Annotated in this window: 25 protein-coding genes and 8 tRNA genes; 31 read left to right on the forward strand and 2 right to left on the reverse strand. The window is 46.8% G+C overall.

What is annotated here, in order from left to right; translation table 11 throughout:
* Positions 1 to 12 precede the first annotated feature (12 nt).
* The 8 genes from NYR53_RS01285 to NYR53_RS01320 all read left to right on the forward strand — a co-directional run bounded on the left by NYR53_RS01285 (position 13) and on the right by NYR53_RS01320 (position 820).
* A tRNA-Ser gene (locus tag NYR53_RS01285) sits at positions 13 to 104 on the forward strand.
* Between the two features lie 27 nt (positions 105 to 131).
* A tRNA-Met gene (locus NYR53_RS01290) sits at positions 132 to 208 on the forward strand.
* A gap of 16 nt (positions 209 to 224) precedes the next feature.
* Positions 225 to 300 (forward strand) — tRNA-Val (locus tag NYR53_RS01295).
* Between the two features lie 13 nt (positions 301 to 313).
* A tRNA-Thr gene (locus NYR53_RS01300) sits at positions 314 to 389 on the forward strand.
* A gap of 26 nt (positions 390 to 415) precedes the next feature.
* Positions 416 to 492 (forward strand) — tRNA-Asp (locus NYR53_RS01305).
* Positions 493 to 537: 45 nt separating this feature from the next.
* A tRNA-Phe gene (locus NYR53_RS01310) sits at positions 538 to 610 on the forward strand.
* A gap of 46 nt (positions 611 to 656) precedes the next feature.
* Positions 657 to 738: transfer RNA gene (locus NYR53_RS01315), tRNA-Tyr, on the forward strand.
* 9 nt (positions 739 to 747) lie between these two features.
* A tRNA-Lys gene (locus NYR53_RS01320) sits at positions 748 to 820 on the forward strand.
* Between the two features lie 84 nt (positions 821 to 904).
* Here NYR53_RS01320 and NYR53_RS01325 read toward each other — a convergent pair.
* Positions 905 to 1207 carry an MTH1187 family thiamine-binding protein gene (locus NYR53_RS01325; protein WP_261306236.1) on the reverse strand — a complete coding sequence of 101 codons (303 nt, stop codon included), beginning with the start codon at positions 1205 to 1207 and terminating at the stop codon, positions 905 to 907.
* A 138-nt stretch (positions 1208 to 1345) separates the two neighbouring features.
* On the reverse strand, positions 1346 to 1954 hold the full coding sequence (locus tag NYR53_RS01330) for a gluconate 2-dehydrogenase subunit 3 family protein (protein ID WP_261303590.1): 609 nt from the start codon (positions 1952 to 1954) through the stop codon (positions 1346 to 1348).
* A gap of 304 nt (positions 1955 to 2258) precedes the next feature.
* On the opposite strand from NYR53_RS01330, the gene NYR53_RS01335 reads away from it, so the two are divergent.
* From NYR53_RS01335 to NYR53_RS01445, 23 genes are all read left to right on the forward strand, one after another.
* Positions 2259 to 3374: a PucR family transcriptional regulator gene (locus tag NYR53_RS01335; RefSeq protein WP_261303591.1), complete on the forward strand. Its 1116-nt coding sequence runs from the start codon at positions 2259 to 2261 to the stop codon at positions 3372 to 3374.
* A 111-nt stretch (positions 3375 to 3485) separates the two neighbouring features.
* Entirely contained in the window at positions 3486 to 4616 is a 1131-nt protein-coding gene (locus NYR53_RS01340; protein WP_261303592.1) for an ABC transporter ATP-binding protein, read from the forward strand.
* 175 nt (positions 4617 to 4791) lie between these two features.
* Positions 4792 to 5733, forward strand: a complete 942-nt coding sequence (gene hprK, locus NYR53_RS01345; protein WP_057302634.1) for an HPr(Ser) kinase/phosphatase — start codon at positions 4792 to 4794, stop codon at positions 5731 to 5733.
* A 39-nt stretch (positions 5734 to 5772) separates the two neighbouring features.
* Entirely contained in the window at positions 5773 to 6747 is a 975-nt protein-coding gene (gene lgt, locus NYR53_RS01350; protein ID WP_261303593.1) for a prolipoprotein diacylglyceryl transferase, read from the forward strand.
* Complete coding sequence (ppaX, locus tag NYR53_RS01355) at positions 6725 to 7384, forward strand: pyrophosphatase PpaX (RefSeq protein WP_261303594.1); 660 nt, start codon at positions 6725 to 6727, stop codon at positions 7382 to 7384. The genes lgt and ppaX overlap by 23 nt, the downstream gene beginning before the upstream one ends.
* Entirely contained in the window at positions 7381 to 7875 is a 495-nt protein-coding gene (locus tag NYR53_RS01360; protein ID WP_261303595.1) for an acyltransferase, read from the forward strand. The genes ppaX and NYR53_RS01360 overlap by 4 nt, the downstream gene beginning before the upstream one ends.
* A 206-nt stretch (positions 7876 to 8081) precedes the next feature.
* Positions 8082 to 9299: an ATP phosphoribosyltransferase regulatory subunit gene (locus NYR53_RS01365; RefSeq protein WP_261303596.1), complete on the forward strand. Its 1218-nt coding sequence runs from the start codon at positions 8082 to 8084 to the stop codon at positions 9297 to 9299.
* Positions 9300 to 9410: 111 nt separating this feature from the next.
* Complete coding sequence (gene hisG / locus NYR53_RS01370; RefSeq protein ID WP_261303597.1) at positions 9411 to 10046, forward strand: ATP phosphoribosyltransferase; 636 nt, start codon at positions 9411 to 9413, stop codon at positions 10044 to 10046.
* 209 nt (positions 10047 to 10255) lie between these two features.
* A complete protein-coding gene (gene hisD / locus NYR53_RS01375; protein WP_261306237.1) occupies positions 10256 to 11542 on the forward strand; it encodes a histidinol dehydrogenase in 1287 nt (428 codons plus the stop codon).
* Positions 11542 to 12150 carry an imidazoleglycerol-phosphate dehydratase HisB gene (gene hisB, locus NYR53_RS01380; RefSeq protein ID WP_261303598.1) on the forward strand — a complete coding sequence of 203 codons (609 nt, stop codon included), beginning with the start codon at positions 11542 to 11544 and terminating at the stop codon, positions 12148 to 12150. Before hisD ends, hisB begins: the two co-directional genes overlap by 1 nt.
* Positions 12151 to 12152: 2 nt before the next feature.
* On the forward strand, positions 12153 to 12767 hold the full coding sequence (hisH, locus tag NYR53_RS01385; protein WP_261303599.1) for an imidazole glycerol phosphate synthase subunit HisH: 615 nt from the start codon (positions 12153 to 12155) through the stop codon (positions 12765 to 12767).
* Between the two features lie 192 nt (positions 12768 to 12959).
* Positions 12960 to 13718: an imidazole glycerol phosphate synthase subunit HisF gene (gene hisF, locus NYR53_RS01390; protein WP_261303600.1), complete on the forward strand. Its 759-nt coding sequence runs from the start codon at positions 12960 to 12962 to the stop codon at positions 13716 to 13718.
* Positions 13715 to 14368, forward strand: coding sequence for a bifunctional phosphoribosyl-AMP cyclohydrolase/phosphoribosyl-ATP diphosphatase HisIE (gene hisIE, locus NYR53_RS01395; protein ID WP_261303601.1), 654 nt, complete (start codon positions 13715 to 13717; stop codon positions 14366 to 14368). The genes hisF and hisIE overlap by 4 nt, the downstream gene beginning before the upstream one ends.
* A gap of 26 nt (positions 14369 to 14394) precedes the next feature.
* A complete protein-coding gene (gene hisJ, locus NYR53_RS01400) occupies positions 14395 to 15201 on the forward strand; it encodes a histidinol-phosphatase HisJ (protein WP_261303602.1) in 807 nt (268 codons plus the stop codon).
* Positions 15202 to 15276: 75 nt separating this feature from the next.
* A complete protein-coding gene (locus NYR53_RS01405) occupies positions 15277 to 16227 on the forward strand; it encodes a ribose-phosphate diphosphokinase (protein WP_047678975.1) in 951 nt (316 codons plus the stop codon).
* 295 nt (positions 16228 to 16522) lie between these two features.
* Entirely contained in the window at positions 16523 to 18259 is a 1737-nt protein-coding gene (locus tag NYR53_RS01410; protein ID WP_261303603.1) for a tetratricopeptide repeat protein, read from the forward strand.
* A 180-nt stretch (positions 18260 to 18439) separates the two neighbouring features.
* Positions 18440 to 19387 carry a thioredoxin-disulfide reductase gene (gene trxB / locus NYR53_RS01415; protein ID WP_261303604.1) on the forward strand — a complete coding sequence of 316 codons (948 nt, stop codon included), beginning with the start codon at positions 18440 to 18442 and terminating at the stop codon, positions 19385 to 19387.
* A 161-nt stretch (positions 19388 to 19548) separates the two neighbouring features.
* Positions 19549 to 20496: an ROK family glucokinase gene (locus NYR53_RS01420; RefSeq protein WP_261303605.1), complete on the forward strand. Its 948-nt coding sequence runs from the start codon at positions 19549 to 19551 to the stop codon at positions 20494 to 20496.
* A gap of 76 nt (positions 20497 to 20572) precedes the next feature.
* The gene (rapZ, locus tag NYR53_RS01425) at positions 20573 to 21460 is read left to right on the forward strand and encodes an RNase adapter RapZ (RefSeq protein WP_029195992.1); all 888 of its coding nucleotides are present in this window, start codon (positions 20573 to 20575) and stop codon (positions 21458 to 21460) included.
* 32 nt (positions 21461 to 21492) lie between these two features.
* Positions 21493 to 22476 (forward strand): gluconeogenesis factor YvcK family protein, encoded by a 984-nt coding sequence (locus tag NYR53_RS01430; RefSeq protein WP_290428983.1) that lies wholly within the window; start codon positions 21493 to 21495, stop codon positions 22474 to 22476.
* A gap of 5 nt (positions 22477 to 22481) precedes the next feature.
* Complete coding sequence (whiA, locus tag NYR53_RS01435) at positions 22482 to 23414, forward strand: DNA-binding protein WhiA (protein WP_056833529.1); 933 nt, start codon at positions 22482 to 22484, stop codon at positions 23412 to 23414.
* Between the two features lie 148 nt (positions 23415 to 23562).
* Positions 23563 to 23832 carry an HPr family phosphocarrier protein gene (locus NYR53_RS01440; protein ID WP_028555561.1) on the forward strand — a complete coding sequence of 90 codons (270 nt, stop codon included), beginning with the start codon at positions 23563 to 23565 and terminating at the stop codon, positions 23830 to 23832.
* 209 nt (positions 23833 to 24041) lie between these two features.
* Positions 24042 to 25811 carry a stalk domain-containing protein gene (locus NYR53_RS01445; RefSeq protein ID WP_261303606.1) on the forward strand — a complete coding sequence of 590 codons (1770 nt, stop codon included), beginning with the start codon at positions 24042 to 24044 and terminating at the stop codon, positions 25809 to 25811.
* Positions 25812 to 25921 lie beyond the last annotated feature (110 nt).

The following is a 25921-nucleotide window of genomic DNA, read 5'->3' on the forward strand; positions in this document are numbered from 1 at the left end:
TATATATATCTTGGAGAGATACCCAAGTGGCTATAAGGGGACCCTCTGCTAAGGGGTTAGACTGCGTAAGTGGTGCGAGGGTTCGAATCCCTCTCTCTCCGCCAGTTTCCAAATATATATACCTTTTATGTGGCGGCGTAGCTCAGCTGGCTAGAGCGTACGGTTCATACCCGTAAGGTCGGGGGTTCGAGCCCCTCTGCCGCTACCATAAAACCAATCCAGTCGGAGGCTTAGCTCAGCTGGGAGAGCATCTGCCTTACAAGCAGAGGGTCGGCGGTTCGATCCCGTCAGCCTCCACCATTTTTATCTTTATGCCGTTGTAGCTCAACTGGTAGAGCAACTGACTTGTAATCAGTAGGTTGGGGGTTCAAGTCCTCTCGACGGCACCATTTTTATGGTTTAACTTTTGTAATACGGAGCTGTGGTGTAGTGGCCTAACATGCCTGCCTGTCACGCAGGAGACCGCGGGTTCGAATCCCGTCAGCTCCGCCATTTATTTTTTTAGTGAATTAGGACAAGCTAAAGACAATTACATAAGGCTCGGTAGCTCAGTCGGTAGAGCAGAGGACTGAAAATCCTCGTGTCGGCGGTTCGATTCCGTCCCGAGCCATTGAGATGGTTGTGCTGCATCAAAGCAGCATGGTTATCTCTCATCTGGAGGCTTAGTGAAGTGGCTAAACACGGCAGACTGTAAATCTGCTCTCTTCGAGTTCGGTGGTTCGAATCCATCAGCCTCCATTTTACCTTGAGTCATTAGCTCAGTTGGTAGAGCACCTGACTTTTAATCAGGGTGTCGTAGGTTCGAATCCTACATGACTCACTTTTAATAGTAAACGTAGAAGGCCGTGAGGTCTTTTTTTGTTTTATATAAAGAAAAAGCATCCATAAACCGGATGCTTTTTTTCTATTTCAACTTGTCTGCAACTGATTTCATTTTTTGCTTCATAGAGGCCGTTTTATCACGGCGATCGTCGATTTTGATGGATGTGGAGACACGCTCTGCACCATTCGTAAATGGGACTTCGTGGACGGCACGAATGACTTCTAGCAGGCGGTCTAACGGACCCTCTAGTATGGTGCCCATAGGCGTCATTTCAAACGATATATCTGCATGCTTTTCTAGTTCTTTGTGCAGATCTGCGACATAACCGCTGAGGCTGGTGGTGGTTGTCCCAATAGGGATAATGGTGAATTCTGCGATAGCCATGGAAGTCACTTCTCCTTTCATCTTGTAAAGCTCTCTTCCATTGTAGATGAGTGACTGCAGGCAATGCAATTCACCGTAAAAAACATTCTCCGCAAATTAAGAACTCGCAAGTTCAATAATATACAATCTGGGAGAAATTCATCTCTCCACTTCAGGGCTCCTCACTGCCTCCCAAGGGTCAAGTTGGCCAAGTTCAGTTCTTACATATCCGCGAGGATAGGCAGGGCCGCCATAACCGATCTCCGACCATACTAAAGGATGTGAGTAATAGGCCTCTACACTTAACTGAAGGAGTTTATGAAACAGTGCTTTTTGTGGGATGTCATCCCAAGCTTCCGTTGGAGGGTAGCTGGCATCACTGATTTGGAGCATGATGCGCTTTTGAGCAGCTTCGTCTAATTGGAAGAAAGGTCGGCTATCGGCTATCCACCCAGCCTCGTCAATTGCTTTAAGCCCCTGACGCAGGAGGTTTTGAATGGGAGGTACATTGAGCTTGCGCTGTCCTTCTCCTTTATTTTCTGCCAACGTTTGATCGATATGAGTTAGGATCGTTTGAATAACATCTCCTCGATGATCATCCATGAGCAGAGCGCACCAAGCCCGTAATGTTTCGGTTTCTACCGGAGTTAGAAAGTGGTAAGAATGCTCTCGCACCAGTCGGGAGGTCACTATGGACCGTGTATGGGAATCCCATTCCTTTTGCTCATCCATGACGTTGTAGGTCGGATAATAACTTTGATTTTTCAAGGTAAATCAACCTCCATAGATAGCAGTAAGATCCAAAATGCTAATGACAGAAAATAGTAAAGGCATCATAACGGCGGACCCGTAAGAAAGAAATCACCCCAGTACAATTATTTCCAAATTATCAAAGATTATGAGTTGGTTTTATTAAGCCATATTTAGCATCTATGTGCGTAACGGAGGTATGATCCATATGTACGATGAAGGTGACGTGAAAGGAGGGCTCTCACATTCACATGAGGGAGGGCACATATGTTACAATAAGGAGATAGATATAGAAGATATATAGGAGTAAGGAGAGAGGCAGATGGATTGGGAGCGTGTAAAAGAGCGTTTGGAAGCGGTTTTACAGTCACCTATGCAGATTAGCTTGATACCCGAGGCAGATTGGGAGCATTTGGCGGAAGAGCAGGCAGAGAATCTTGTGAGCTTTAGTCGAAGTGTTGTGCGTGGACAGGATGTGCTTTTTTATTTATCCAAAGAACATAAAGATATTCGCATTCTTCAGGTTTCCAAAGCTAAATTAACCTCTTCAGAGCGCAAGCTCGTGGAGCTAACTGTCGAGTCTAAGATGACATTAGAAAAAAAACAGTGGGGCACCTTTTTATCTGAAGATGAAAGAAAAGCACACCAATTAAGAGATTGGCTGCTGCTGCAGATGGAACGCGGTTCAACCCATGCCGAGCTGCCGGATGCGCTTGCTTCACAATCCTCTCTGTATTCAACGAAAATTCCGCTGTTGTTATACGGTGACTATTCTCAAAATCAGCGCGTTTCCTATGCGGAACTGAAGAAACTGTTGGAGTCTTTTTTTGAATCGGAAATTATCTTGATTCCTTTACTAGAAAAAGAGTGGCTGATCCTAGCACCTGAAGGTCTACTAACCAGTGGCAGCGAAGAGCGAGAAGGGGACGAGGAAGAAAGCGTAGAGCAGATACTCGACGCTCTCGGCTCTGGGCTTTATGAAATGCTTGCTAATGAGTGGGTTGGCGAATGTCACCTGGCCATTGATTATCCTGTAAAGCCTTCGAAATCACTGTTTGCCACGATCCTCAAACTGAGGGAAACCATCATGTTAGGGCGTTCCTTTCATGTAGGCAGCTTTATTCATCTTCGTTGGGAGCTACGTTTGGAGAAGCTGCTGCACTTGATTGACGAAGAGGAAAAAGCAGAATTCTTAGAGCAGGTGCTTCGCGGCATAGACCATGTGCTGGATGCAGAGACGGTCATCACGCTGGAACATTTCTTCACACTGGACTGCAACGTTAGTGAAACGGCGAAGAAGTTATATATACATCGAAATACCTTACTCTATCGTTTGGACAAGTTTAAAAATGAGACTGGACTCGATGTGAGAACGTTCAATCATGCGGTTTTAGTGAGACTTGCATTACTATTGTACAAAGTAACGAAAAGAAAGTGATTTTTTTGTAGGGATTGTGCATAGTCAGTCCGAACTGCGTAAGGTAAGATGAGTATATTGAAAAGTTGATCAGCAAGCATATGATCGATAAATCGTAGGGGGAATGAAACCATGGCAGGCGTACGTTTAAATCATATCGTTAAAAGATATTCTGGTGCAGAAGAATCCACAGTTAAAGATTTCCATCTTGAAGTTGCTGATAAAGAGTTCGTTGTATTGGTTGGAGCATCCGGTTGCGGAAAATCCACAACTCTTCGTATGATCGCAGGATTAGAGGAAATTACTGAAGGTGAACTTTACATCGGCGACCGCCTTGTAAATGATGTAGCTCCTAAAGACCGCGACATCGCGATGGTATTCCAATCTTATGCCCTTTATCCACATATGACTGTTTATCAAAACATGGCATTCGGCTTGAAACTTCGTAAATTCAAAAAAGCAGATATCGATGCTCGCGTTCGTGAAGCAGCGAAAATCTTGGATATTGTTCATTTGCTTGATCGCAAACCAAAAGCCCTTTCCGGTGGTCAACGTCAACGTGTTGCCTTGGGTCGTGCGATTGTTCGTGAGCCACAAGTATTCTTAATGGATGAGCCGCTTTCCAACTTGGATGCGAAACTTCGTGTACAAATGCGTGCGGAAATCACAAAATTAACAAAACGTCTTGGTGTTACAACGATCTACGTAACGCATGACCAAATCGAAGCAATGACAATGGGCGATCGCATCGTTGTTATGGATAAAGGTATCATTCAACAAGCAGCTACACCTGAAGAAATCTACAACTTCCCAGTGAACATCTTCGTTGCGGGCTTCATTGGATCCCCATCCATGAACTTCATGACTGGTTCATTGACACAAGAAGGCAGCGGTGTTTTCTTCAAAGCAGGTACTGTGAACGTTGAAGTTCCAGCTGGTAAAGCACAAGTACTGAAAGACAAAGGTTTCGTTGGTAAAGAAGTGATTCTGGGTGTTCGTCCAGAAGATATCCACGAAGAGCCTGTATTCTTGGAAGCATCCCCGAACACAGTATTCAACGTTAACGTTGAGTTGACTGAGAACTTGGGTCACGAAATGTACTTGTACCTGAACGGTATCGGCGCTAACACAGTAATCGCACGTGTTGACGGTCGTTCAGGAATCAAAGAAGGCACAAATGTTAAATTGGCTCTAGACATGAACAAAGTTCATTTCTTCGATAAAGATACAACATTGTCCATCTTGGTTAACCCTAATCTATAAGCTTTAACAGTAAGGCCAGCCGTTATCGGCTGGCCTTTTTTGTCTATTCATACAGTTTCATGAACACTTTAGTTGATTTCAACTAGCTATTCCATTACGATGAAACTATTGGAAAGAATGAATAATAGCAGATGAAGCACGTTTTGCACAGGTAAAACGCGGAGGAGACAGGACGATGGCCAAAAAAGTGAAGGTTTCCGAATTGGTAGAACAACTCCATATGGAGGTTCTTGCAGGTGAGTCTGGACTGAAACGTCCCATAACAACCGGTGATCTATACCGACCAGGTCTCGAGATGGCCGGATATTTTAATTACCATCCAAGAGAACGTATCCAGATGCTAGGGAAGACGGAAGTCACCTTCATGGAAATGTTAACGACGGGTGTCAGGCGCAATCGTGTTGAGCAGCTGTGCTCGCCGGAAGAAACGCCTTGTATCATTGTGACAAGAGGATTAGATGTTCCTGTTGAATTACTGGAAGAAGCGACAAAACGTGATCTCCCCGTACTTCGAAGCCAAATGTCTACGACGATTTTTGCAAGTCGTTTAACAGGGTTTCTAGAGAATAAATTAGCTCCAAGTACGACAATCCATGGTGTACTTGTGGATGTATACGGTATTGGCATGCTTATTACAGGGAGCAGCGGTATCGGGAAAAGTGAAACAGCGCTTGAACTTGTAAAAAGAGGTCATCGGCTTATAGCGGATGACGCTGTAGAAATTCGTCAAAATGGCGATAAGGTACTGACAGGAAATGCGCCTGAGCTTATTCGTCATTTGCTGGAAATCCGCGGTGTGGGTATCATTAACGTGATGACTTTATTCGGAGCTGGTGCTATCCGTAACGTGAAGAAGATTTCAGTTGTTGTTAAATTGGAAAACTGGCAGCAGGACAAGCAGTATGACCGATTGGGCCTCGATGAGGAATTGACCCGCATCATTGATACGGATTTGCCGCTAGTCACGATTCCTGTTAGACCTGGACGAAACTTAGCGGTTATCGTAGAAGTGGCCGCGATGAACTATCGTTTAAAACGAATGGGATATAACGCGGCCCTTCAGTTTACGAATAAGCTGACAGAGTCGCTGAACGAAGATTTTGAAGATTTCGATTGATTGAGCAGTATTATATAAAAATAATGAAGGAGTGAAACCATGCTCGAAAGTGTTGCGTTTTCCTTAGGACCGATACACGTCCGGTGGTATGGCATTATTTTAGGCACAGCAGCGTTAATTGGTCTGTTACTGGCAATTCGAGAAGGGAAGCGATTCCGAATCGTTCCTGACTTTTTCATGGATTTATTGTTAATTGGGGTACCTTCGGCGATTGTTGGCGCTAGACTTTACTATGTAGCCTTCCAGTGGTCCGATTATAAGGATAATTTAGCTGAAATTTTTATGATCTGGCACGGCGGGATTGCCATTTATGGAGCGCTAATTGGAGCGATTATCGGTACTTTTTTCTACGTAAGAGCCAAAGGGTACTCATTCTTGAGAATCGCGGACATCTGTGCACCAGGTTTAATTGTTGGGCAAGCCATAGGACGTTGGGGCAACTTCATGAACCAGGAAGCTCACGGTGGTCCTGTTACGGAGTCATTCTTACGAAACACTTTGCACCTGCCTAATTTTATTGTGAATCAAATGAACATTGAGGGTACTTTTTATCACCCGGCATTTCTTTATGAATCTGTCTGGAACCTCATTGGTTTAGTGTTTTTACTCTGGCTTCGTCGTAGGCCTTTCCTTCGGGCAGGGGAGCTATTTTTCAGTTATTTCATCTGGTATTCCATTGGTCGTTTCTTTATCGAAGGTGTTCGTACAGATAGTCTTGATTTCACAGGTCCCACGTGGCTTGCGTCGCTCTTGAATGCATTGTGGTCACCAATGAGAGTTGTATTTGAACCGGGCGTATTAACATATGGCGGCAATATAAGATTCTCGCAGCTGTTAGCGCTTCTAATTGTGATAGGGATGGCTATTGTTATTATCGTGAGAAGGAAAAGGGGATATGCGAATGTGCGCTATGCGGATCCAATTGTTTCCACGAAAGCTGAAGAGAAAACCAAAGTAGAGAAAGATCAAGAGATAGATAAAGGAGCAGACTATGATTCAAACCGTACTGTTTGATCTGGATGGAACGATTGTTGATACGAACGAGCTAATTGTGCAATCTTTCTTGCATAGTTTGGAAGGTGAGACGGCAGAGCCTGTTAGTCGGGAACTCATCATTCCCAATATGGGGCGTCCGCTTGTGGAACAAATGGAATTTTTTACAGGCAGGAAAGAGGTTGAAGAGATCATTAAGAAGTATCGGACCTTCAACTTATCCAAGCATGATGAGCTGGTCAAAGAATTCCCGAATGTACGCACGACGATGGCTAAGCTGCATGCAAACGGGATTAAAATAGGAATCGTAACGAGTAAGATTCGGCAAACCACCCTGATGGGTCTGAAGCTGTGTGGGCTGGATACTTTCGTTAGTAACATCGTGACCGTTGAAGATGTGAAGGAGCCGAAGCCGCACCCGGAAGGTATCATTGCAGCGCTTAAGGTGTTAGGAAGTACTGCGGACCAAGCGATGATGGTTGGAGATAGCCATTACGACATCGAGGCAGCTAAAAATGCGGGAGTCCTATCGGTTGGCGTATCCTGGTCGTGGAAAGGGCGCTCCTACTTAGAGCAATATAACCCGGATCATCTGATCGACGATATGCTTGACTTGCTTCCTATTGTGGGGCTTACGTCGGATGTGGATGTTGTTTGAGAAAAACGGATAAGTATCCGGTAGATGGACCTAATGCTTTATGGCAAATCTATCATACCGTTAGCAAATGGAAGGCGATGCGGAATTTCATATTCATACAAATAACGCGGTACTCGCCTTCGCTGCGTATGAAAAATTGGATCTACCGTCACATCTTGGGGATGAAGGTTGGTGAGCATACCGCTTTTGCTTTGATGGTGATGGTGGATGTCTTTTTTCCAGAGAAGATTCATATTGGGAGCAATACGATTATTGGGTATAACACGACGATATTGGCCCATGAATATTTAACAAATGAGTATAGACTTGGGGATGTAAATATTGGATCGCATGTTATGGTTGGTGCCAATACGACGATCCTGCCTGGGGTGACGATTGGAGACTATGCTATTATTGGAGCGGGTTCGGTTGTGCACAAGGATGTGGCACCACATAGTTTTGTGGCAGGGAATCCACTTCAGACGATTCGTGAAAAAATTGATGAGAAATGAGAGTTGTATGCTCTAGAGCCGTACAGCTCTTTTTTTGCGTATGAATGAGGAGATATCAAGAGCTGAAAATAAGGGGCAAGACGATTGACGGTCCTAAGCTTACATGATAAAATAGCCGTACATTCTTTATTTTGGTAGTATGGTAGCACGTTACTGTGTTAAAGTAAATAAAAGCAAATTGAATTTCTACATGTTGAGGTGAGACAGTGTCAAAGCCAAAAGTATTTGAAAAACCGTTAGGGGTTAAAGATTATTTGCCCGAGGCGGTTACGAAGCTGCGAAATATTGAATTCCGTGTATTGGCCTGTATGGAACGCTGGGGTTATAACCAGATCATTACGCCTACACTCGAATATTACGATACTGTTGGTGTTGCGAGCTCCACAGAAGATAAAAAGCTGTTCAAGCTGCTAGATCGTAAGGGAAAGACGCTTGTTTTACGATCTGAATTGACAGCGCCTATTGCGCGTGTAGCTTCTTCTTTGCTCAAGGAACATGCGTTCCCATTGCGATTATCTTATCATTCGAATGTGTTTCGTTCGATTGAAGAGGAAGCTGGGCGGGATTCAGAGTTTTTCCAGACGGGCGTCGAGCTTATTGGAGATGCTTCATCTGAAGCGGATGCTGAGGTGGTAGCATTAGCGATTGCTTCGTTGCAAGCGGCCGGCGTAGGCACATTCAAGATTGCGCTCGGCCATGTAGGCTTCCTGAACGGTTTGTTCCAAGAAACACTAGACGGACGCAGTGATGCACAGCTCGCGCTGAAAGAGCATTTGCTTAGCCGCGATTATGTGGGGTACCGCGAAGCCATTAAGTCGTTGGCGCTTACACCTGAGGTAGAGCGTGAGCTTATTGGCGTGTTGCGACTTAGAGGCGGAGATGAAATTTGCGAGCAAGCTCGTATGGTATCTCAACACCCTATTGCGCAGGATGCGATTCGTCATTTATGCGAAGTATGGGATGTATTGAAAGCCTATGGAGTTAGTGAGCATGTAGTCATTGATTTAACGATGATTGGAGATTTCTCCTACTATACAGGTATGACGTTTGAGGGCTATGCAGCCGATTTAGGCTTCCCGGTTTGCAGCGGCGGCAGATATGATAATCTGCTGAGTCAGTTCGGGCGTCCGGCTCCGGCGACGGGGTTTGCGCTTAAGACGAACCGGATCCTAGAGGTTACAGGCAAAGAGAACGTGGAGCGGCCAGGACGTGTGCTGATTGCCTACGATGCTGAGCATCGTGAAGAAGCGCTGCAGCTGGCGAAGGCTATGCGCAGCAGTGATGGTGAGGCTATCATTATCACACAGTTGGTGAGCGAGTATAAAGCTTGGTCGAACGGATTGTTGAACAAGGGAGACGGCCAGTACGAGCTTCACGGAACGGTCTATAGTGATGTTATTACGATGATTGATTCAGAAGTGTGATTAATAGATGCTTAAGAGCTAGTGCAAGTGTAATGCTGGAGCAGAGTAGCGAAATCAAATGCATGAAGTGGTCTCGCTCCGTTGATTGGAAGTTTGAAGGAGGTTGGAACGGTGGATGATATTCTAAAAGTAGCGATGCCGAAAGGCCGTATTTATAAACAAGCAGCGAAGCTTTTTCATAAAGCGGGTCTGCCGATCCCAGAAGACCTGGAAGAAGGACGCCGGCTCATCATTCCGGTTCATGAAGCTAGAATGGAATTCATTTTGGCGAAACCGGTGGATGTTCCTACCTATGTCGAATATGGCGTAGCGGATATCGGGGTTGTCGGCAAGGATGTTCTGATGGAGGAGAACCGCAACGTGTATGAGCTGCTCGATCTGGGTATCGCACGCTGCCGGATGTCGGTTATTGGACTGCCGGATTGGAAGCAAGAGATCAATCCGCGCGTTGCGACGAAGTATCCGAACGTCGCTTCTCAGTATTTTCGCGAGCGGGGGCAGCAGGTTGAGGTGATCAAGCTAAACGGCTCTATCGAGCTTGCGCCGCTGATTGGTCTGGCTGACCGTATCGTGGATATGGTCGAAACGGGGGAGACGCTTCGGGAGAACGGACTCGTGGAGCAAGAGGAGATTTTTCAGATTACGAGCCGCTTAATTGCGAATCGGGTGAGTTACCGCATGAAGAATGAGTCCATTCAGCGGTTGTGTGATATGCTGCAGGTTGTTTTGCCTGTGATGAAGGTGTAGAGCGGAAACGTACTTAAGAGGAACGACGATCCTCTATTTGAGTGAAAACGTTAAGAAATTTAAATTAGCGGAACATAGGGGCTCTATTTTGTGGTTATTCGGCTTTCTGAGGGCAGAAACAACGAAATAAGGGATAGAGGAACGGTTATTGTAAAGCGCGGAAAATAGGGCCAATAGAAAAGTAACAAGATCAAGAGAGGATGATGAAGATGCGGATACTTCCCGCCTCGGAATTTCAATTGAACCGCGAGGTCGAATACGGCTCACCCGAGCAAAATGAGACCGTCCGCCGCATCATCGATGAGGTGCGGCAGGATGGAGATGCCGCGCTGCGGCGCATGGCGCAGCAGTTCGACCGCGTCACCGTCGCTGAGCTTCGCGTCAGCGACGAGGAGATCCAAGCGGCGTACGCGCAGGTCGACGCCGGGTTCCTGGCGGCGCTGCGTCAAGCCGCCGCTAACATTCGTGCGTTTCATGAGAAGCAGAAACGCACGTCGTGGATGGACCTGCAGGCTGACGGCAGCCTGCTGGGCCAAATCATCCGACCGCTGAAGCGGGTCGGATTGTATGTGCCCGGAGGGAAGGCGGCTTACCCTTCCTCCGTGCTTATGAACGCCATCCCCGCGATCGTCGCGGGGGTGCCGGAGATCGCGATGGTGACGCCTCCGGCCACCGCGGGGGAAGAGGGCATCAACCCGCATATCCTCGTGGCAGCAGCCGAAGCGGGTGTGAAAGAGATCTACCGCGTAGGCGGGGCGCAGGCGGTAGCCGCGCTGGCCTACGGCACGGAATCGATCCCGCCGGTCGATAAGATCGTCGGGCCCGGCAACATCTACGTAGCGCTGGCGAAGCGCTTCGTGTTCGGCGTCGTCGATATCGACATGATCGCCGGGCCAACCGACATCGTCGTGCTTGCTGACGAGCACGCCGATCCTGAATACGTTGCGGCCGATTTGCTTGCGCAGGCCGAGCATGATGAGATGTCACCATCGATTCTGGTGACACCTTCGAGAGAGCTTGCCGAATCGGTGCGGCAAGAGCTGTGGCGGCAGCTGGATGTGCTGCCAAAGAAAGCAATCGCCTCTGTGTCCACTGCAACCAAAGGAGCTATACTCCTTGTGGATAACTTGGACGAGGGCATTGACGTTGTCAATCGCTTGGCGCCGGAGCATTGCGAGCTGTTGGTACAGGAGCCTTTTAACCTGCTGCCTCGCATTGAGAATGCAGGAGCTATTTTCCTCGGCGCCTACAGCACGGAACCCGTCGGCGATTATTTCGCTGGACCCAACCATGTACTGCCGACGAATGGCACAGCCCGCTTTTCATCGCCGCTGAATGTGGACGATTTCCTGAAAAAATCTAGCGTTATTCACTATAGCAAGGAAGCATTGATCGCAAACGGCGAAATGATTATGACGCTGGCCCGTAACGAAGGGTTGGAAGGTCATGCAAGAGCGGTAGAGATCCGACTCAAGAAGGAAGGGAAGTTGAACTAATGGCTGAACAAGATAAAGGGATCGCTCGCACAGCGCGTGTAGCCCGCAAAACGAATGAGACTGACATTACCCTCGCGTTTCAAGTAGATGGAACAGGCGTTTCTGAGATCCAAACTGATGTACCTTTCTTGAACCATATGCTTGATTTGTTCACAAAACACGGACAGTTCGATCTGAATGTCGTCGCTAAAGGCGATATCGAGATCGATGATCATCATACGGTTGAAGATATTGGTATTTGTCTAGGTCAAACCCTTCGTGAAGCACTTGGGGATAAAAGAGGGATTAAACGCTATGCCAGCGTATTCGTTCCAATGGATGAGGCGCTTGCGCAAGTCGTTATTGACATTAGTAACAGACCGCATTTCGAATATCGTGCGCAGTATCCGTCACAAAATGTGGGTAGTTTCGATACGCAGCTTGTTCAAGAGTTTCTGTGGAAGTTTGCTCTAGAAGCTCGTATCACGCTGCATGTTATCGTTCATTACGGACAAAACACGCATCATATGATTGAAGCTGTCTTTAAAGCATTAGGCCGAGCGCTAGATGAAGCAACATCGATTGATCCTCGTGTGCAGGGGGTTCCTTCGACGAAAGGAGTGCTATAGGAATGATCGCAATTATTGATTATGGGATGGGCAATTTACACAGCGTAAGCAAGGCTGTCGAACGTTTAGGTTACGAAGCTGTCGTAACTGGTGACGCTGAGCAGATCCTTGCAGCTGAGGGAGCTATTCTCCCAGGTGTAGGCGCATTCGGGGATGCGATGGAGCAGCTGCGCGAGTCGGGGCTGAATGATGTCGTCGTCCGTTATGCGGAATCAGGTAAGCCATTAATGGGTATTTGCCTTGGCATGCAGTTGTTGTTCGCCAGCAGCGAGGAGCATGGGGATCATGAGGGGCTTGCCCTTTTGCCTGGCTCGGTTGTTCGTTTTCGCGGAGACTACAAGGTGCCGCATATGGGTTGGAATCGATTAGTCTACAAGCAAGATGCGAGTCCGATTTTCCAAGGTATCGAAGAAGGGCACGTGTACTTCGTACACTCCTATCATGCGAAGCCGGAGCGCGAAAGCGACCTGTTGGCGGTAACGGATTACCATCAGCCAGTAACGGCTATTGTAGGCAGAGATAACGTATACGGCATGCAGTTTCACCCCGAAAAAAGCGGGGATATCGGCATGAAGCTGCTAAATAATTTCCTCGCTATGTGTAAAATAAGCAAATAACAGTCTTTATCGTCTCTTATTTGGTGAGATGGGGCGGGTTTGATACAGATAGAAGCTTCTAGGGACTCTTATTCCGTGTGAAAAGATTGAAAGGCTTGATTTCGGGGGAATAGAAGTCTGTAAAGACTCTTAGTTGGAGTAATGCAGCCAGTTTTGCACAAAGAAGTATAGCTTAGGAAGGAGGTGCCCATCATGTTAGCCAAAAGAATTATTCCTTGCCTGGACGTCAAGGATGGCAGGGTGGTAAAGGGCGTTAATTTCGTTAATTTGCGCGATGCAGGCGATCCGGTGGAGCTGGCAGCGATTTACGATAAAGAGGGCGCGGATGAGCTGGTGTTCCTCGATATTTCGGCTTCAGTGGAAGGACGGGCGACGATGGTAGAGGTTGTCCGACAAACGGCAGGGGAGATTACGATCCCTTTCACCGTTGGGGGCGGCATCTCCAGTGTAGACGACATGAAACGCCTGCTTCGCGCCGGAGCGGATAAGATCGGTATTAACACAGCGGCGGTTCGCAATCCTCAGCTTGTTTCGGATGGAGCTCGGAAGTTCGGTTCCCAGTGTATTGTCGTTGCTATTGACGCGAAGTTTAATGCAGAGTGGGGCGAGTGGGAAGTGTTCACGCACGGCGGACGCAACGCCACCGGCATCAAGACGTTGGAGTGGGCGAAACGTATGGAAGAGCTAGGTGCAGGAGAAATTTTGCTGACCAGCATGGATGCAGACGGGACGAAAGACGGCTTTGATTTGAAGCTAACGCGTGCTGTGTCTGAGCTGCTCACGATTCCTGTGATTGCTTCCGGTGGAGCGGGCAAATCGGCGCATTTCTACGATGTATTTACGGAAGGTAAAGCCGATGCAGGGCTGGCGGCAACTATTTTTCACTATAAAGAGTTAACGATTCAAGGGGTCAAAGACGACCTTAAAGGTAAAGGGGTTGAAATCCGATGACATTTTCAATAGATCAGATTACTTATGATGCACAGGGTCTTGTACCTGCCATCGTGCAGGACGCAGTCAGCAAAGAAGTGCTCATGCTTGCTTACATGAATAGCGAGTCATTGCAGCGTACGATTCAAACGGGTGATACTTGGTTCTGGAGCCGTTCCCGCGGGGAGTTGTGGAATAAAGGAGCAACATCCGGTCACACGCAAAAGGTAAAATCACTGCGTTACGACTGCGATGCAGACACGCTGCTGGTTCTCGTGGAACAAGTGGGACCTGCTTGTCACAATGGTACGTATACTTGTTTCACAGAAAATATCCCTGTAGAGGGGGCTACTCAAGAAGCCGCATCTGCCGCAGAGGGCAATCGTTTCGCAATCCTTGGCGAGTTGGAAGCTGTTATTGCTTCGCGTGACGCTGAGCGTCCGGAGGGCGCTTATACAACGTATCTTTTCGAAAAAGGTGTCGATAAGATTCTCAAAAAAGTCGGCGAAGAAACGGCTGAAGTGATTATCGCAGCCAAAAATAAAGACAACGATGAGCTTCGCTATGAAGCGAGTGATCTTATTTTTCACTTAATGGTCCTTTTGCGTAATAATAAGTTGCCTTTGGATGATATTATGAAAGAGCTGGCCAATCGGCATGTCAAAAAATAAATAACGCGACCTGGAGTGAATTCACGATGTTGATTGATTATCATACACATCATGTGCGCTGCGGTCACGCCTCTGGGGAACTGGAGGACTACGTCAAACGCGGCATCGAGATCGGGCTCACACAGTTGGGGCTTTCGGATCATATGCCGCTTTTGCATGTGGACCCTGCGACTTATTGGCCGGAAATGGCCATGCCGATGGAAGAGCTGCCTCGCTATGTCGAGGAGTGCCTGCATCTTAAAGAGAAGTACAAAGATCATATTGATATCCGTGTTGGGCTAGAGGGCGATTATATCGAAGGCTATGAGACGCAGATTGCCGCAATCATCCAAGCATACCCTTGGGATTATGTCATCGGTTCCGTCCATTTCCTTGGGGAGTGGGATATTTCCGATTTTAGGCAGCTCGCAGGTTGGGAAGGCAAGGATATTTATGAAGTTTATACCCAATACTACGAGGCAGTGAAGAAAGCAGTCCGCACAGGACTGTATGATTATATCGGTCATATCGATATGATTAAACGATTTGGTTATGTTCCGGATCGGGATACATGGGAGCTGGAGAAGGCGGCACTGGACATTGTGAAAGAATGTGATCTTGCGATCGAGCTGAATGCTTCGGGCTTGCGCCATCCGTGTAAAGAGATGTTTCCGAGCCGCCGAATGCTGGAATATTGTCATAAGGTGGGAATTCCACTCACGATAGGTTCGGATGCGCACCAGCCGGATCGGTTGTCCCAGTATTTGGACGAAGCCAGGGAACTCTTGAAATCCGTTGGATTTAACGAAATAGCCACATTTTCTGCCCGAAAACGACATCTTGTGACTTTTTAAATTCGACATGTTTCATGTATAATGAATAGGAACTGTATAATCTATTTAATGAACCTTCGGAGGTAACCATTAACCATGCATAGCGACAATGTTAAAATCTTTTCCGGATCTTCGAATCCGAAGCTTGCGGAACGTATTTGTAAAGAGCTCGGCCAGCCGCTTGGACAAATTAAGCTTTCCCGTTTTAAAAGCGGAGAAATTTACTGTCTTTACGAAGAAACGATTCGTAACTGTGACGTATTCCTGGTACAAACTTTTTCCCATCCGATTAATGAGCACATGATGGAACTTCTGGTCATGATGGATGCCGCGAAAAGAGCTTCTGCAAGAACGATCAACCTTGTCATCCCATACTATGGTTACTCTCGTCAAGAACGTAAAGCTGCTCCGCGTGAGCCGATTTCTGCTAAATTAGTAGCTGACTTGTTCAGTGCAGCTGGTGCAACTCGTGTCGTAACGATTGACCTTCATGCACCTGCGATTCAAGGCTTCTTCAATATTCCGGTGGACCACTTAACAGCGCTTGATCTGATCAGCGATAACATTAAAAGAAGAAATTTGCCTAACCCAGTTATCGTTTCTCCGGATGCTGGACGTGCGACAACGGCTGAGAAAATGGCCAACATTCTCGACGCGCCATTCGCAATGATGATCAAGAAGCGCCCAGAACATAATGAATCGGTGATTACCCATGTCATTGGTGATGTAGCCGGCCGTACGCCGATTATTATCGAGGATCTTATCGATACCGGTACGACGATTGTCAACGTTGTTGAGAGCCTGAAGGAAAGAGGAGCGCATGACGTATATATTTGTGCGACACATCCTGTATTCTCCGGACCTGCCCTGCAGCGCCTAGATCACCCTAGCATTAAGGAAGTCATCATTACGGACTCCATTGCGATTCCGGAAGGACATTCCGATAAATTCAATGTGCTTTCCGTAGCTCCGCTGTTGTCTGATGCGATTCGCATTATCAATGACGGTGGCTCCCTATCCTCCCTCTTCAAATACGGCGGCGTATAAGGAAGCTTTACAAGACGACTTTGAAAACGATGCGTATGCAGGAAGTGGATTCGGCGTCGAATCTTGAACAAAGTCTGGGAACTGCGGTACTCACGTAGGCTTACCTACGCTCCGTTCCTCGTTCCTCAGACTTTGTCCAACCTTCTCGGTTTTGAAAGCCGACTTTTTAAGCCCCGATTGAACAAGGGTCAATGATAAAAAGCAAGACCAGATCTTACCTTCGGATTATGTTTTTGGCTTCCAAGCGATCTATGGTATAATTTGAGTGTAATCAAATTGCCGGAGGTGTCTTGCTATGGAAAAGATTAAGCGTGTGTCCGAAGCGCCAAAGCCTAAAGTTATCTCAATTAACATGGATGCCGCATTCTTTTTCGAGAGAGCGGTTCAATCTTTGGATCGGTTTCATTATGATAAGGCATTGAAATATTTCCGGCGAGCTGCAGAGTATGAGCAGGATAATCCTGTGAATCACTGCAATCTCGCAGGAGTTCTCTCCGAAATGGGCAATTATGACGAGTCGAACCAAATTCTGCAGCATGTCCTTGATACGATCGATCCCGAGATGACGGAATGTCACTTTTATATGGCAAACAACTATGCCAACATGGAAAATTTCGAGCAGGCCGAACAAGCGTTAGTTCGATATTTGGAGACTGACCCCACAGGTCAATTCATGGATGAGTCCGAAGAAATGATGGAAATGCTGAGCTACGAGCTTGAACGTCCCGCCCCTCTCACTAGCATTAAGAGTCGAGAAGGGCTCTTCGAGCATGATAAAGCCCGTGCGCTTCTCGAAGAGGGGAAATTCGCTGAAGCTGTGAGGCAGTTAGAGAAATTGGTGAAGAATCAGCCTGATTTCACAGCTGCGCGCAACAATCTGGCCCTTGCATATTACTATATGGGTCAGTTTGAGAAGGCGATGGAAACGATTCGTGCGGTGCTCGACATTGATGCCGGAAATCTGCATGCGCTGTGTAATATGGCCATTTTCCATCAGCATTTCGGTAACAAGGAGGAGTTAGCTGAGCTAACCGCTCTATTGTGCAAGACGTTTCCTTTTCAGCAGGATCATGTGTTCAAGCTTGCTACAACGATGGGTATCCTTTCTGAGCATGAGAAGGCATACCACTTGTTTAAGCGTCTGCTTAAAGCAGGAGACGGGACAGCAGACCCTTGCCTCTATCATTATGCAGCGGTAGCAGCCAGTCATATCGGTCGATTCGGCGAAGCTTACCGTTATTGGAAGCAAGCCGAGAAGCTAGATCCCGGTGCCGAAATCTCTAAGTTTTACTTGGAGCAGCTGCGCTCACGCGAGAAGGCAGAAGGGCCGCTAACTTGGAGCTATCACTATCATCTGCCCTTCGAAGAGCAGTTTAAGGTGTTGGAGAAATCCACGCAAGGAATCCCGGATCAATTGAAGAAAGATCCGCTAGTCCGATCCTCTTTCTTCTGGGCTCTGCGTCATGGTGATATCGAAACGAAGCTGCAGGTGATTCAAGCGTTCGGTTTAATTGCTGATAATGAAGTGAGAGATGCTTTGCAGGATTTCATCTTAGATCGTCAAGAAGATGACTACTTGAAGAAAGTCGCGATTTTCGTGCTTCGCAGTATGGGGATCCGAGAGTCACTTCCCGCCTATCTGGAGAACAAAGAGATTATGGTAGAGGCCTCTCCTTATTCGCCGCATTTGCCCATTTGGGATGCCAAATGGCAGAGTGTGATGGAAACGGCGCTGTCGCATATGCACAAGCGCTATGACATGGTTCAACAGTATGATTTGGAAATTCTATGGGTTGAATTTTTGACGAAAATTTACCCGGCAGTGCCTAAGATTCATAAATCTGAGGGCTGGGCAGCAGCGTTAGAATATTTGATCGCCAAAATGCATCGCCGAGCTATTTCCTATCAGGAAGTATCTACGCGCTATGGCGTTACAGTCTCAACAGTAAGCCGCAATGTAAAGTTAATTGATGACACATGTGGTTTGCGTGAGAAAATGGAAGCTATTTTCAATAAATTCACGAGTATTTGATAGCCAGTCTTTTGCCTTGTCGAAAGACTTGGCTTTCATACATAAATAAAGCGGCGGTTTCAACTGCCCGCATGGAAGTAAAATAAAGCGGAGCATACGAAGGCTGTCTTGATGAAGCAAAACGTAGGCGATGCTTACAAAGATAGCTTTCCTGAGGAAAGCACCTAGGAGGGAAACCATATGTACAAATCAGTCGTTGTAGGAACAGGACCATCCGGTCTAACAGCAGCCATTTATTTAGCGCGCGCCAACCTTAGCCCACTCGTTATTGAGGGGCCGGAGCCAGGCGGACAGCTTACCACTACTACCGAAGTAGAGAACTTTCCGGGCTTCCCTGAAGGGATTATGGGTCCTGAATTAATGGAGAATATGCGTAAGCAAGCAGAACGTTTCGGCGCCGAATTCAAAACCGGTTGGGTGAACTCTGTTGAGCTTACGAATCGTCCGTTCAAACTGCAAGTTGAAGGTCTTGGCGAGATCGAGACAGAAACACTGATTATTTCCACAGGTGCTTCAGCCAGATTGCTAGGAATTACCAATGAGAAAGAAAATATCGGACGCGGCGTAAGTACTTGCGCAACGTGTGACGGATTCTTTTTCCGCGGCAAGAAGATTGTTGTCGTTGGTGGCGGTGACTCCGCCATGGAAGAGGCGAATTTCCTTACTCGCTTTGCTTCGGAAGTTCGCTTAGTTCACCGTCGCGATGAGCTCCGCGCTTCGAAAATTATGCAGGATCGTGCTCGCGGTAACGAAAAAGTGAAATGGGCACTGAATAATACACCGCTTGAAGTGATAGCTGGTGAAAAAGGTGTAACAGGTCTGAAAGTCAAAAATAACGAAACCGGTGAAGATGAAATCATCGAAACGGACGGTATCTTTGTAGCTATCGGCCATACACCGAATACGAAGTTCTTAGGTGGACAAATCGATACGGATGAGCAAGGCTATATTATTGTGAAGCCGGGCACGACGGAGACGAATATCCCTGGCGTATTTGCTTGTGGTGACGTGCAAGACACGAAGTATCGTCAAGCGATTACAGCAGCCGGAAGTGGATGCGCAGCTGCCCTGGAAGCTGAAAAGTTCCTAGAAGGCAACATCGTACACGATTGGAGCCAGTCGCTGTAAGTGGTTTGGAGTCTTTACAGCAAACGTGGAGGGCTAATCTCTCCACGTTTTCTCTTTTCATGGAAGCTGTTGAATCTTGACCAGTTTACAGGCTTGACTTATAGTTGGAACAGGAGCATATGCCCGAAAATTATTATGATTATTCATGAGGTGACCTTGCAATGTCAGAGCAGATTTATATCGGTGTAGATTTAGGCGGTACGAATATCAAAGTAGGTATCTGCGACGAGCAGGGGAAACTGCTGCAAACGTTTGAAGGCCCTACAGGCGCTGAAAATGGCGCTGATTTTGTAATTGAGCGAATTGCGCAGTATGTCCGCCAAATTGTCGAAGAGTCTCCGTTTGAATGGGAGCAAGTGGCTGGTATTGGCGCAGGTTTAGCCGGATTCATGGATATTCCGGAAGGTTTCGTTAAATTCTCTCCCAATTTGCAATGGCATAACGTCCCAGCGAAGAAAATGCTTGAAGAATTTCTTGGTAAAACGGTTAAGATTGACAATGATGCCAATGTAGCTGCTTTAGGCGAAGCTTGGGCAGGCAGCGGAGCGGGAATTCCGAATGTAGTTTGCTATACGCTTGGAACAGGTGTTGGCGGCGGGATTATTATTAACGGGAAAATTTATCAAGGTTCTGCAGGTATGGCTGGAGAACTTGGTCATATGTCCGTTGTGCCTGACATTGAAGCGATTCAGTGTGGCTGCGGACAAATGGGTTGTCTAGAGACGGTATCGTCAGCGACAGGCATCGTTCGTATGGCGAATGAAGCGGTTGAACGCGGCGAGAAGACGTCATTAGCTCTTCACGAGAATATTGAAGCGAAGCATGTCTTCGATGCAGCCAAGAGCGGAGATGAAGTATCCCTGCGCATCGTGAATCGTGCTGCATATTATATTGGACGCTCGATGGCTATTGTGGCTGTTGTGGTTAACCCGAAACGATTTATCCTTGGTGGTGGTGTTTCTAAAGCCGGGGAAATTTTGTTCCAGCCGATTCGTGAAACCTTTAAGAAGTACACGCCAGAAGTAGCCGCAGAAGGTGTTGAGATCGTTGCTGCAACGCTTGGTAACGACGCGGGCATCGTAGGCGCTGCTGGTTTGAATTTAAGATAGACGTAATATGAACTGTTCGTAGGGTTAGCTGATCTGAGTTGGCCTGCGAGAAGCACTCCAAAGGAAGGTGTCATCCATGGAAGAGAACCACCCTTTAGCGAAACTGGTCATAATTACAGGAATGTCAGGTGCAGGTAAGACGATTGCCGTACAGAGTCTAGAGGATCTTGGATTCTTCTGCGTCGATAATTTACCACCTGTGCTGATTCCTAAATTTGCTGAGTTGATCGAGCAGTCGATGGGGAAAATCGGCAAAGTGGCACTGGTAATTGATTTGCGAGGGCGTGAATTTTTCACTGCACTTCAGGAGTCGCTTCGTTATATCCAAGAGAATTACACGCTTAGTTATGAAATTCTATTCCTAGATGCTACCGATGCTACGCTAGTACAGCGTTATAAGGAAAGTCGCCGCCGTCACCCGCTAGCTCCCGATGGAGCGCCGCTTGAAGGTATAGGTCTTGAGCGAAAACTGCTTGAAGAACTAAAAGGCTTAGCCACCCAGGTTATTGACACAAGTACGCTTAAGCCGGTGCAGCTCAAAGAAAGAATTATTTCCCGGTTCACCAATTTGGAAACAAACCGCATATCTATAAATGTAATCTCCTTCGGATTTAAATATGGTGTCCCTATTGATGCTGATTTAATCTTCGATGTTCGCTTCTTACCGAATCCACACTATGTGGAACAGCTTCGACCACAGACTGGTCAAGATCCCGATGTGTATGACTACGTGATGAAGTGGACTGAGACGCAAGAGTTCCTGAATAAACTGCTCGATATGCTCCATTTCTTAATGCCTCAGTATAAGAAAGAGGGCAAGAGTCAGGTTGTTGTAGGGATAGGCTGTACTGGAGGTAAACACCGATCCGTCGCCATCACGGAATATCTCGGTAAAGTGATGGGGAACAGCGAAACCGAAACCGTGCGTTTGAGTCATCGAGACGCCGAGCGGGACCGTGTATAAGCAGTCCTACGATTAAGAGGGTGGAAAGAAGTATGGAACATGTTGAATTGCAACGCAAGCCCAGAATAGTCGTTATTGGCGGTGGAACAGGTCTTTCGGTTATGCTTAGAGGATTGAAGGAGAAGCCGGTTGATATTACAGCCATTGTGACGGTAGCGGATGATGGAGGAAGCTCTGGTATTCTCCGAAATGAATTGCAAATGCCGCCTCCTGGTGACATTCGCAGTGTGCTAACGGCCCTTGCTGATGTCGAGCCCTTGTTATCTCTTATTTTGCAATATAGATTTCAAGTGGGTACAGGTTTAGCTGGACACAGTCTGGGAAATCTAATACTAGCAGCACTTACAGATATTACAGGTGACTTTGTCACTGCGGTTCAAGAAATGAATCGGGTATTTGCTGTTCGAGGTCGGGTGCTTCCCGCATCGAATCAAGCTATCGTATTGAAAGCGATCATGGAAGATGGTACCTTAGTCGTAGGTGAGTCCAAGATTCCAAAAGCGGATGGACGCATCAAGCGTGTATTCATCGAGCCGGCTAATGTGACACCGCTAGCTGAGGCTATTCAAGCAATACGCGATGCGGATGCTATATTGTGCGGTCCTGGTAGTTTGTATACCAGCTTGCTGCCGAATCTACTTGTCCCTGGAATCGCGGAAGAGATTGTGAAATCAAATGCTGTAAAGTTGTTCATCTGCAATGTGATGACACAGCCAGGCGAAACCGACGACTACTCGGTCAGCGATCATCTAGATGCCATTTATGATCACCTAGGCCAACACTTGTTTGACTATGTGATTGTGAACAATGGGGAAATCCCTCCTCAAGTCCAGGCGAAATATGCGGAAAAGGGTTCGAAAGCGGTTCATTTGGACCTGGAAGAAGTCACGAAGAGAGGGTATCGGATTATTGCTGATCGACTCGTGCTATTTCGTACCTACCTTCGTCATGATGCGGAGAAATTGAGTGATCATATTTATCAGCTCGTCGAAAGCTGGATGTTAAGGAAGAAGTGAGTCCCTTGTCCTTTGCGGCAACAACCAAAAAAGAATTAACGCTAATTGCAGATGCGGAAGCATGTTGTGAAAAAGCGGAGCTGTCGGCTTTGATTCGAATGAATGGATCTGTACAGTTAACCAGCCAACGTGTTGTACTTGATATTTCCACTGAAAATGCAGCTATTGCTAGGCGGATTTACACGCTCATCAAAAAGACGTACAAATTGCACACCGAGCTGCTCGTGCGTAAAAAAATGCGTTTGAAGAAGAATAACGTGTATATCGTTAGAGTTCCTGGTCAGGTTCAGGAGCTGCTCAGTGATCTGAAAATCGTTTCCGAAGGGTTTATTTTCACCACGGGAATTAACAAAGAGATCATTCGAGGCAACTGCTGCAAACGTGCCTATCTTCGTGGGGCATTCATGGCTGGAGGCTCGGTGAATAACCCCGAGGGTTCTTCGTATCATCTCGAGATTGCCTCGATTTACGAGGAGCACTGCAAGGCGTTGTCGCAGCTTGCGAACAAATTCGATTTGAATGCCCGCTGCATCGAACGCAAAAAAGGGTTCGTCTTGTATATCAAAGAAGGCGAGAAGATTATCGAGTTTCTAAGTATCATTGGGGCACATCAAGCGCTGCTGCGCTTTGAAGATGTCCGAATCATGAAGGATATGCGCAACTCGGTGAATCGCATTGTCAATTGTGAAACAGCGAATCTCAACAAGACGATCGGTGCAGCTGTTAGACAGATTGAAAATATCCGTCTCCTACAAAGGGAGGTCGGGCTCGATAGCTTGCCTGAGAAGCTAAGAGAGGTTGCCGAAATTAGACTTCAGCATCCCGATCTGAATCTCAAGGAAGTTGGCGACATGCTTAAGGGCAGTGTGAGCAAATCCGGCGTCAATCATCGTCTGCGAAAAATTGACGAATTGGCTGAAAAACAGCGGAATTCGTAGATAAGAAGCCCCTGTACAGCGCATCTATAAGTTTTTCTCATTTTTTCTAGTGTACTTCAGGGAAAAATGCTATAATGTTAAAACATAGGGAATAGCACTGTTATCAATAGTAATTCATATAAGCTCCATATTAGGGGGAATTAGTTCCATGTCCAGACGTCCAGTCGTTGTGAAGTTGAGAACAGGACTTCATGCCAGACCTGCGGCATTGTTTGTTCAAGAGGCGAATAAATTTTCATCCGAGATCTTTGTTGAGAAAGATGAAAAGAAAGTGAATGCGAAAAGCATCATGGGAATTATGAGTCTTGCGATCAGTACAGGGACCGAAGTCTTCATAAGTGCAGAAGGTTCGGATGCCGAGCAGGCTGTAAACGCTTTAGTCACATTAGTCAGCAAGGAAGAATTGGAAAACCAATAATCCTTCAAAAGCTTCCTTTCGAGGAGGCTTTTTTGCCAGTGAAGCGGTCGTACAGTATGCAGATTAATAAGTGTCAAATTTGTTAACAATTAGGGGAATTAGCAACCTTTTTCTCTTGGCGGCGTCTAATGAACGTGGTCAACGAAGGAAAGGGCTATTTGCCATTCCTGCCGTAATGTATTCAAATGCTAAAGGAGCCAGAGAAGAGAATGAAATTGAATTCGCTAAAAAAAGAGGTTACCCTCCTGCTTGCGTTGATCGTGTTTCTTGCTAGTACGATTACAGCACCGGCAGCTTACGCGGTATCGACAAGCTCGTCCTTCATTTTACTTTATATCGATAAGTCAGAAGCATTCGTTAATGATCAGCAAATCCATTTGGATTCTCCATCTACCATTATCAATGGCAGCACGTTCGTCCCTGCTAAATTTCTTGGAGATACGATGGGTTTCAAGGTGGAGTGGAATGATGCCTCACGGACCATTCAGATGACCCCTCCGGGTTACAACATCGTTCTCGATTCTGATCATAAAACCGTGACAACGAATGGGGTGGATATTCCTTTTAACTCGGTTGCTGCGATCGTAAATGGAAAGCTTCTGGTGAAGCTAACTTGGTTGGCCGATTATATGGGCGCGAAGTATAAATATAACAACGAACTTCGTCGAGTAGAAATCGTACATTTTAAGTCGCCTGAGGGCATCTACATTGACCAGGATAGCAACTCCAGACCTGTAGCTAAGTTTACAACGGCAAAGCCTACATACCGTCTTGGAGAGCCTGTGAAGTATCTCGATCTTAGCTATGATCCCGATGCGGAAGGTATCGCCTCCTATGATTGGGCAGGCAATCAGGAAGCCTTTTTCAAACCAGGTACATATCCGGTTACTTTGACGGTTAAAGATGGTCACGGACATGTAAGTAAATTGTTCAAAAGCTTTGTAACAGTGATTAATGAACCTTATTTGAATGAAGTAGAATACCCGATTTATATGAAGCCGGTTGGTGGTTTTATTAAGTCGGACTGGGGTACCATTTGGGCGCATTTCAATGAAATGGCTCCATTGCCTAAAAAAGTAACGGAAGTTCCGGGACGCACGCTGCTTGTGAGCGACAGTCCGGAGGAATTTACAGAGAGCGGTATTCTGTACCGTGATAACATCAATGGTAAGGCTCGACTGTATGCCGATCATATCAACGGTACGAAGCAAAAGATGACCATGGCAATTTTTGCAACGAATAACTCGGATAAACCGGTTAAGATCAAAACAACGAATAAAGGGGAGGTATATCCTTCCGTTTATGCGAATTTGATCGGTAGCGAAGCATCCGTAGACTTCCTTCTAGGCAATGTGTACACGGACGAACTAACGGTGCCTCCTCATGAGACTTACGTGTATGCGAAGCTTCCGGACTTCTATCCGGGGCAGGGTGTGAACTTATTTTACGATGTGGAAACAGACGGTGAGCTTCAAATCTCATTCGGTGTGACTGATCGCATGCTGACGCCAACGATAGCACAAGAGCTTCCGTTATTGGGCTTCACAGGCCATGTACGCGGGACGTTCCCGATATCGGAGATTAAATGGGATGTAGATGCCACAAGCTTCACGAAAACGTCGGTACTTACGATTGGGGATAACAAGACGGATCCGTTCGTTAAAGGGTATGACGTGATGCGCAAGGAGAACGTGGAGAACGGCGGTAATTATGGCGTGGTCTATAAAATCCATGCGGATAAGCCGCGTAAGATGGCTGTTATGATTATGGCCAAAGGTGGCGTGTTCAAAGGACCGTTCAAAATCAACGGTGAGATCATTCCGGTTCCTTACTCCGGTGTCATCACGGCTTTTGACGGAATGGAAGTGCTGGCTCGTACGACGGGTACGGAAGACGCGCTGGATATCGAGTTCACGCCTCCGGCGGGGTCGGCATTCCCGATTGACCTGATTTTCTATCCGTTGGATGAGAAGAAATAAGATGAAAAGATAAGAGCCCTTGGAGATCCTAATGATGCGTACAGCATAACACTGGGATCTCAGGAGGCTCTTTTTTTTGTGGACTTTGTGGCGGCGGTCAGAGATGGGGA

It is taken from the genome of Paenibacillus andongensis (genome assembly GCF_025369935.1).
GTDB classification, from domain to species: Bacteria; Bacillota; Bacilli; order Paenibacillales; family NBRC-103111; genus Paenibacillus_E; species Paenibacillus_E andongensis.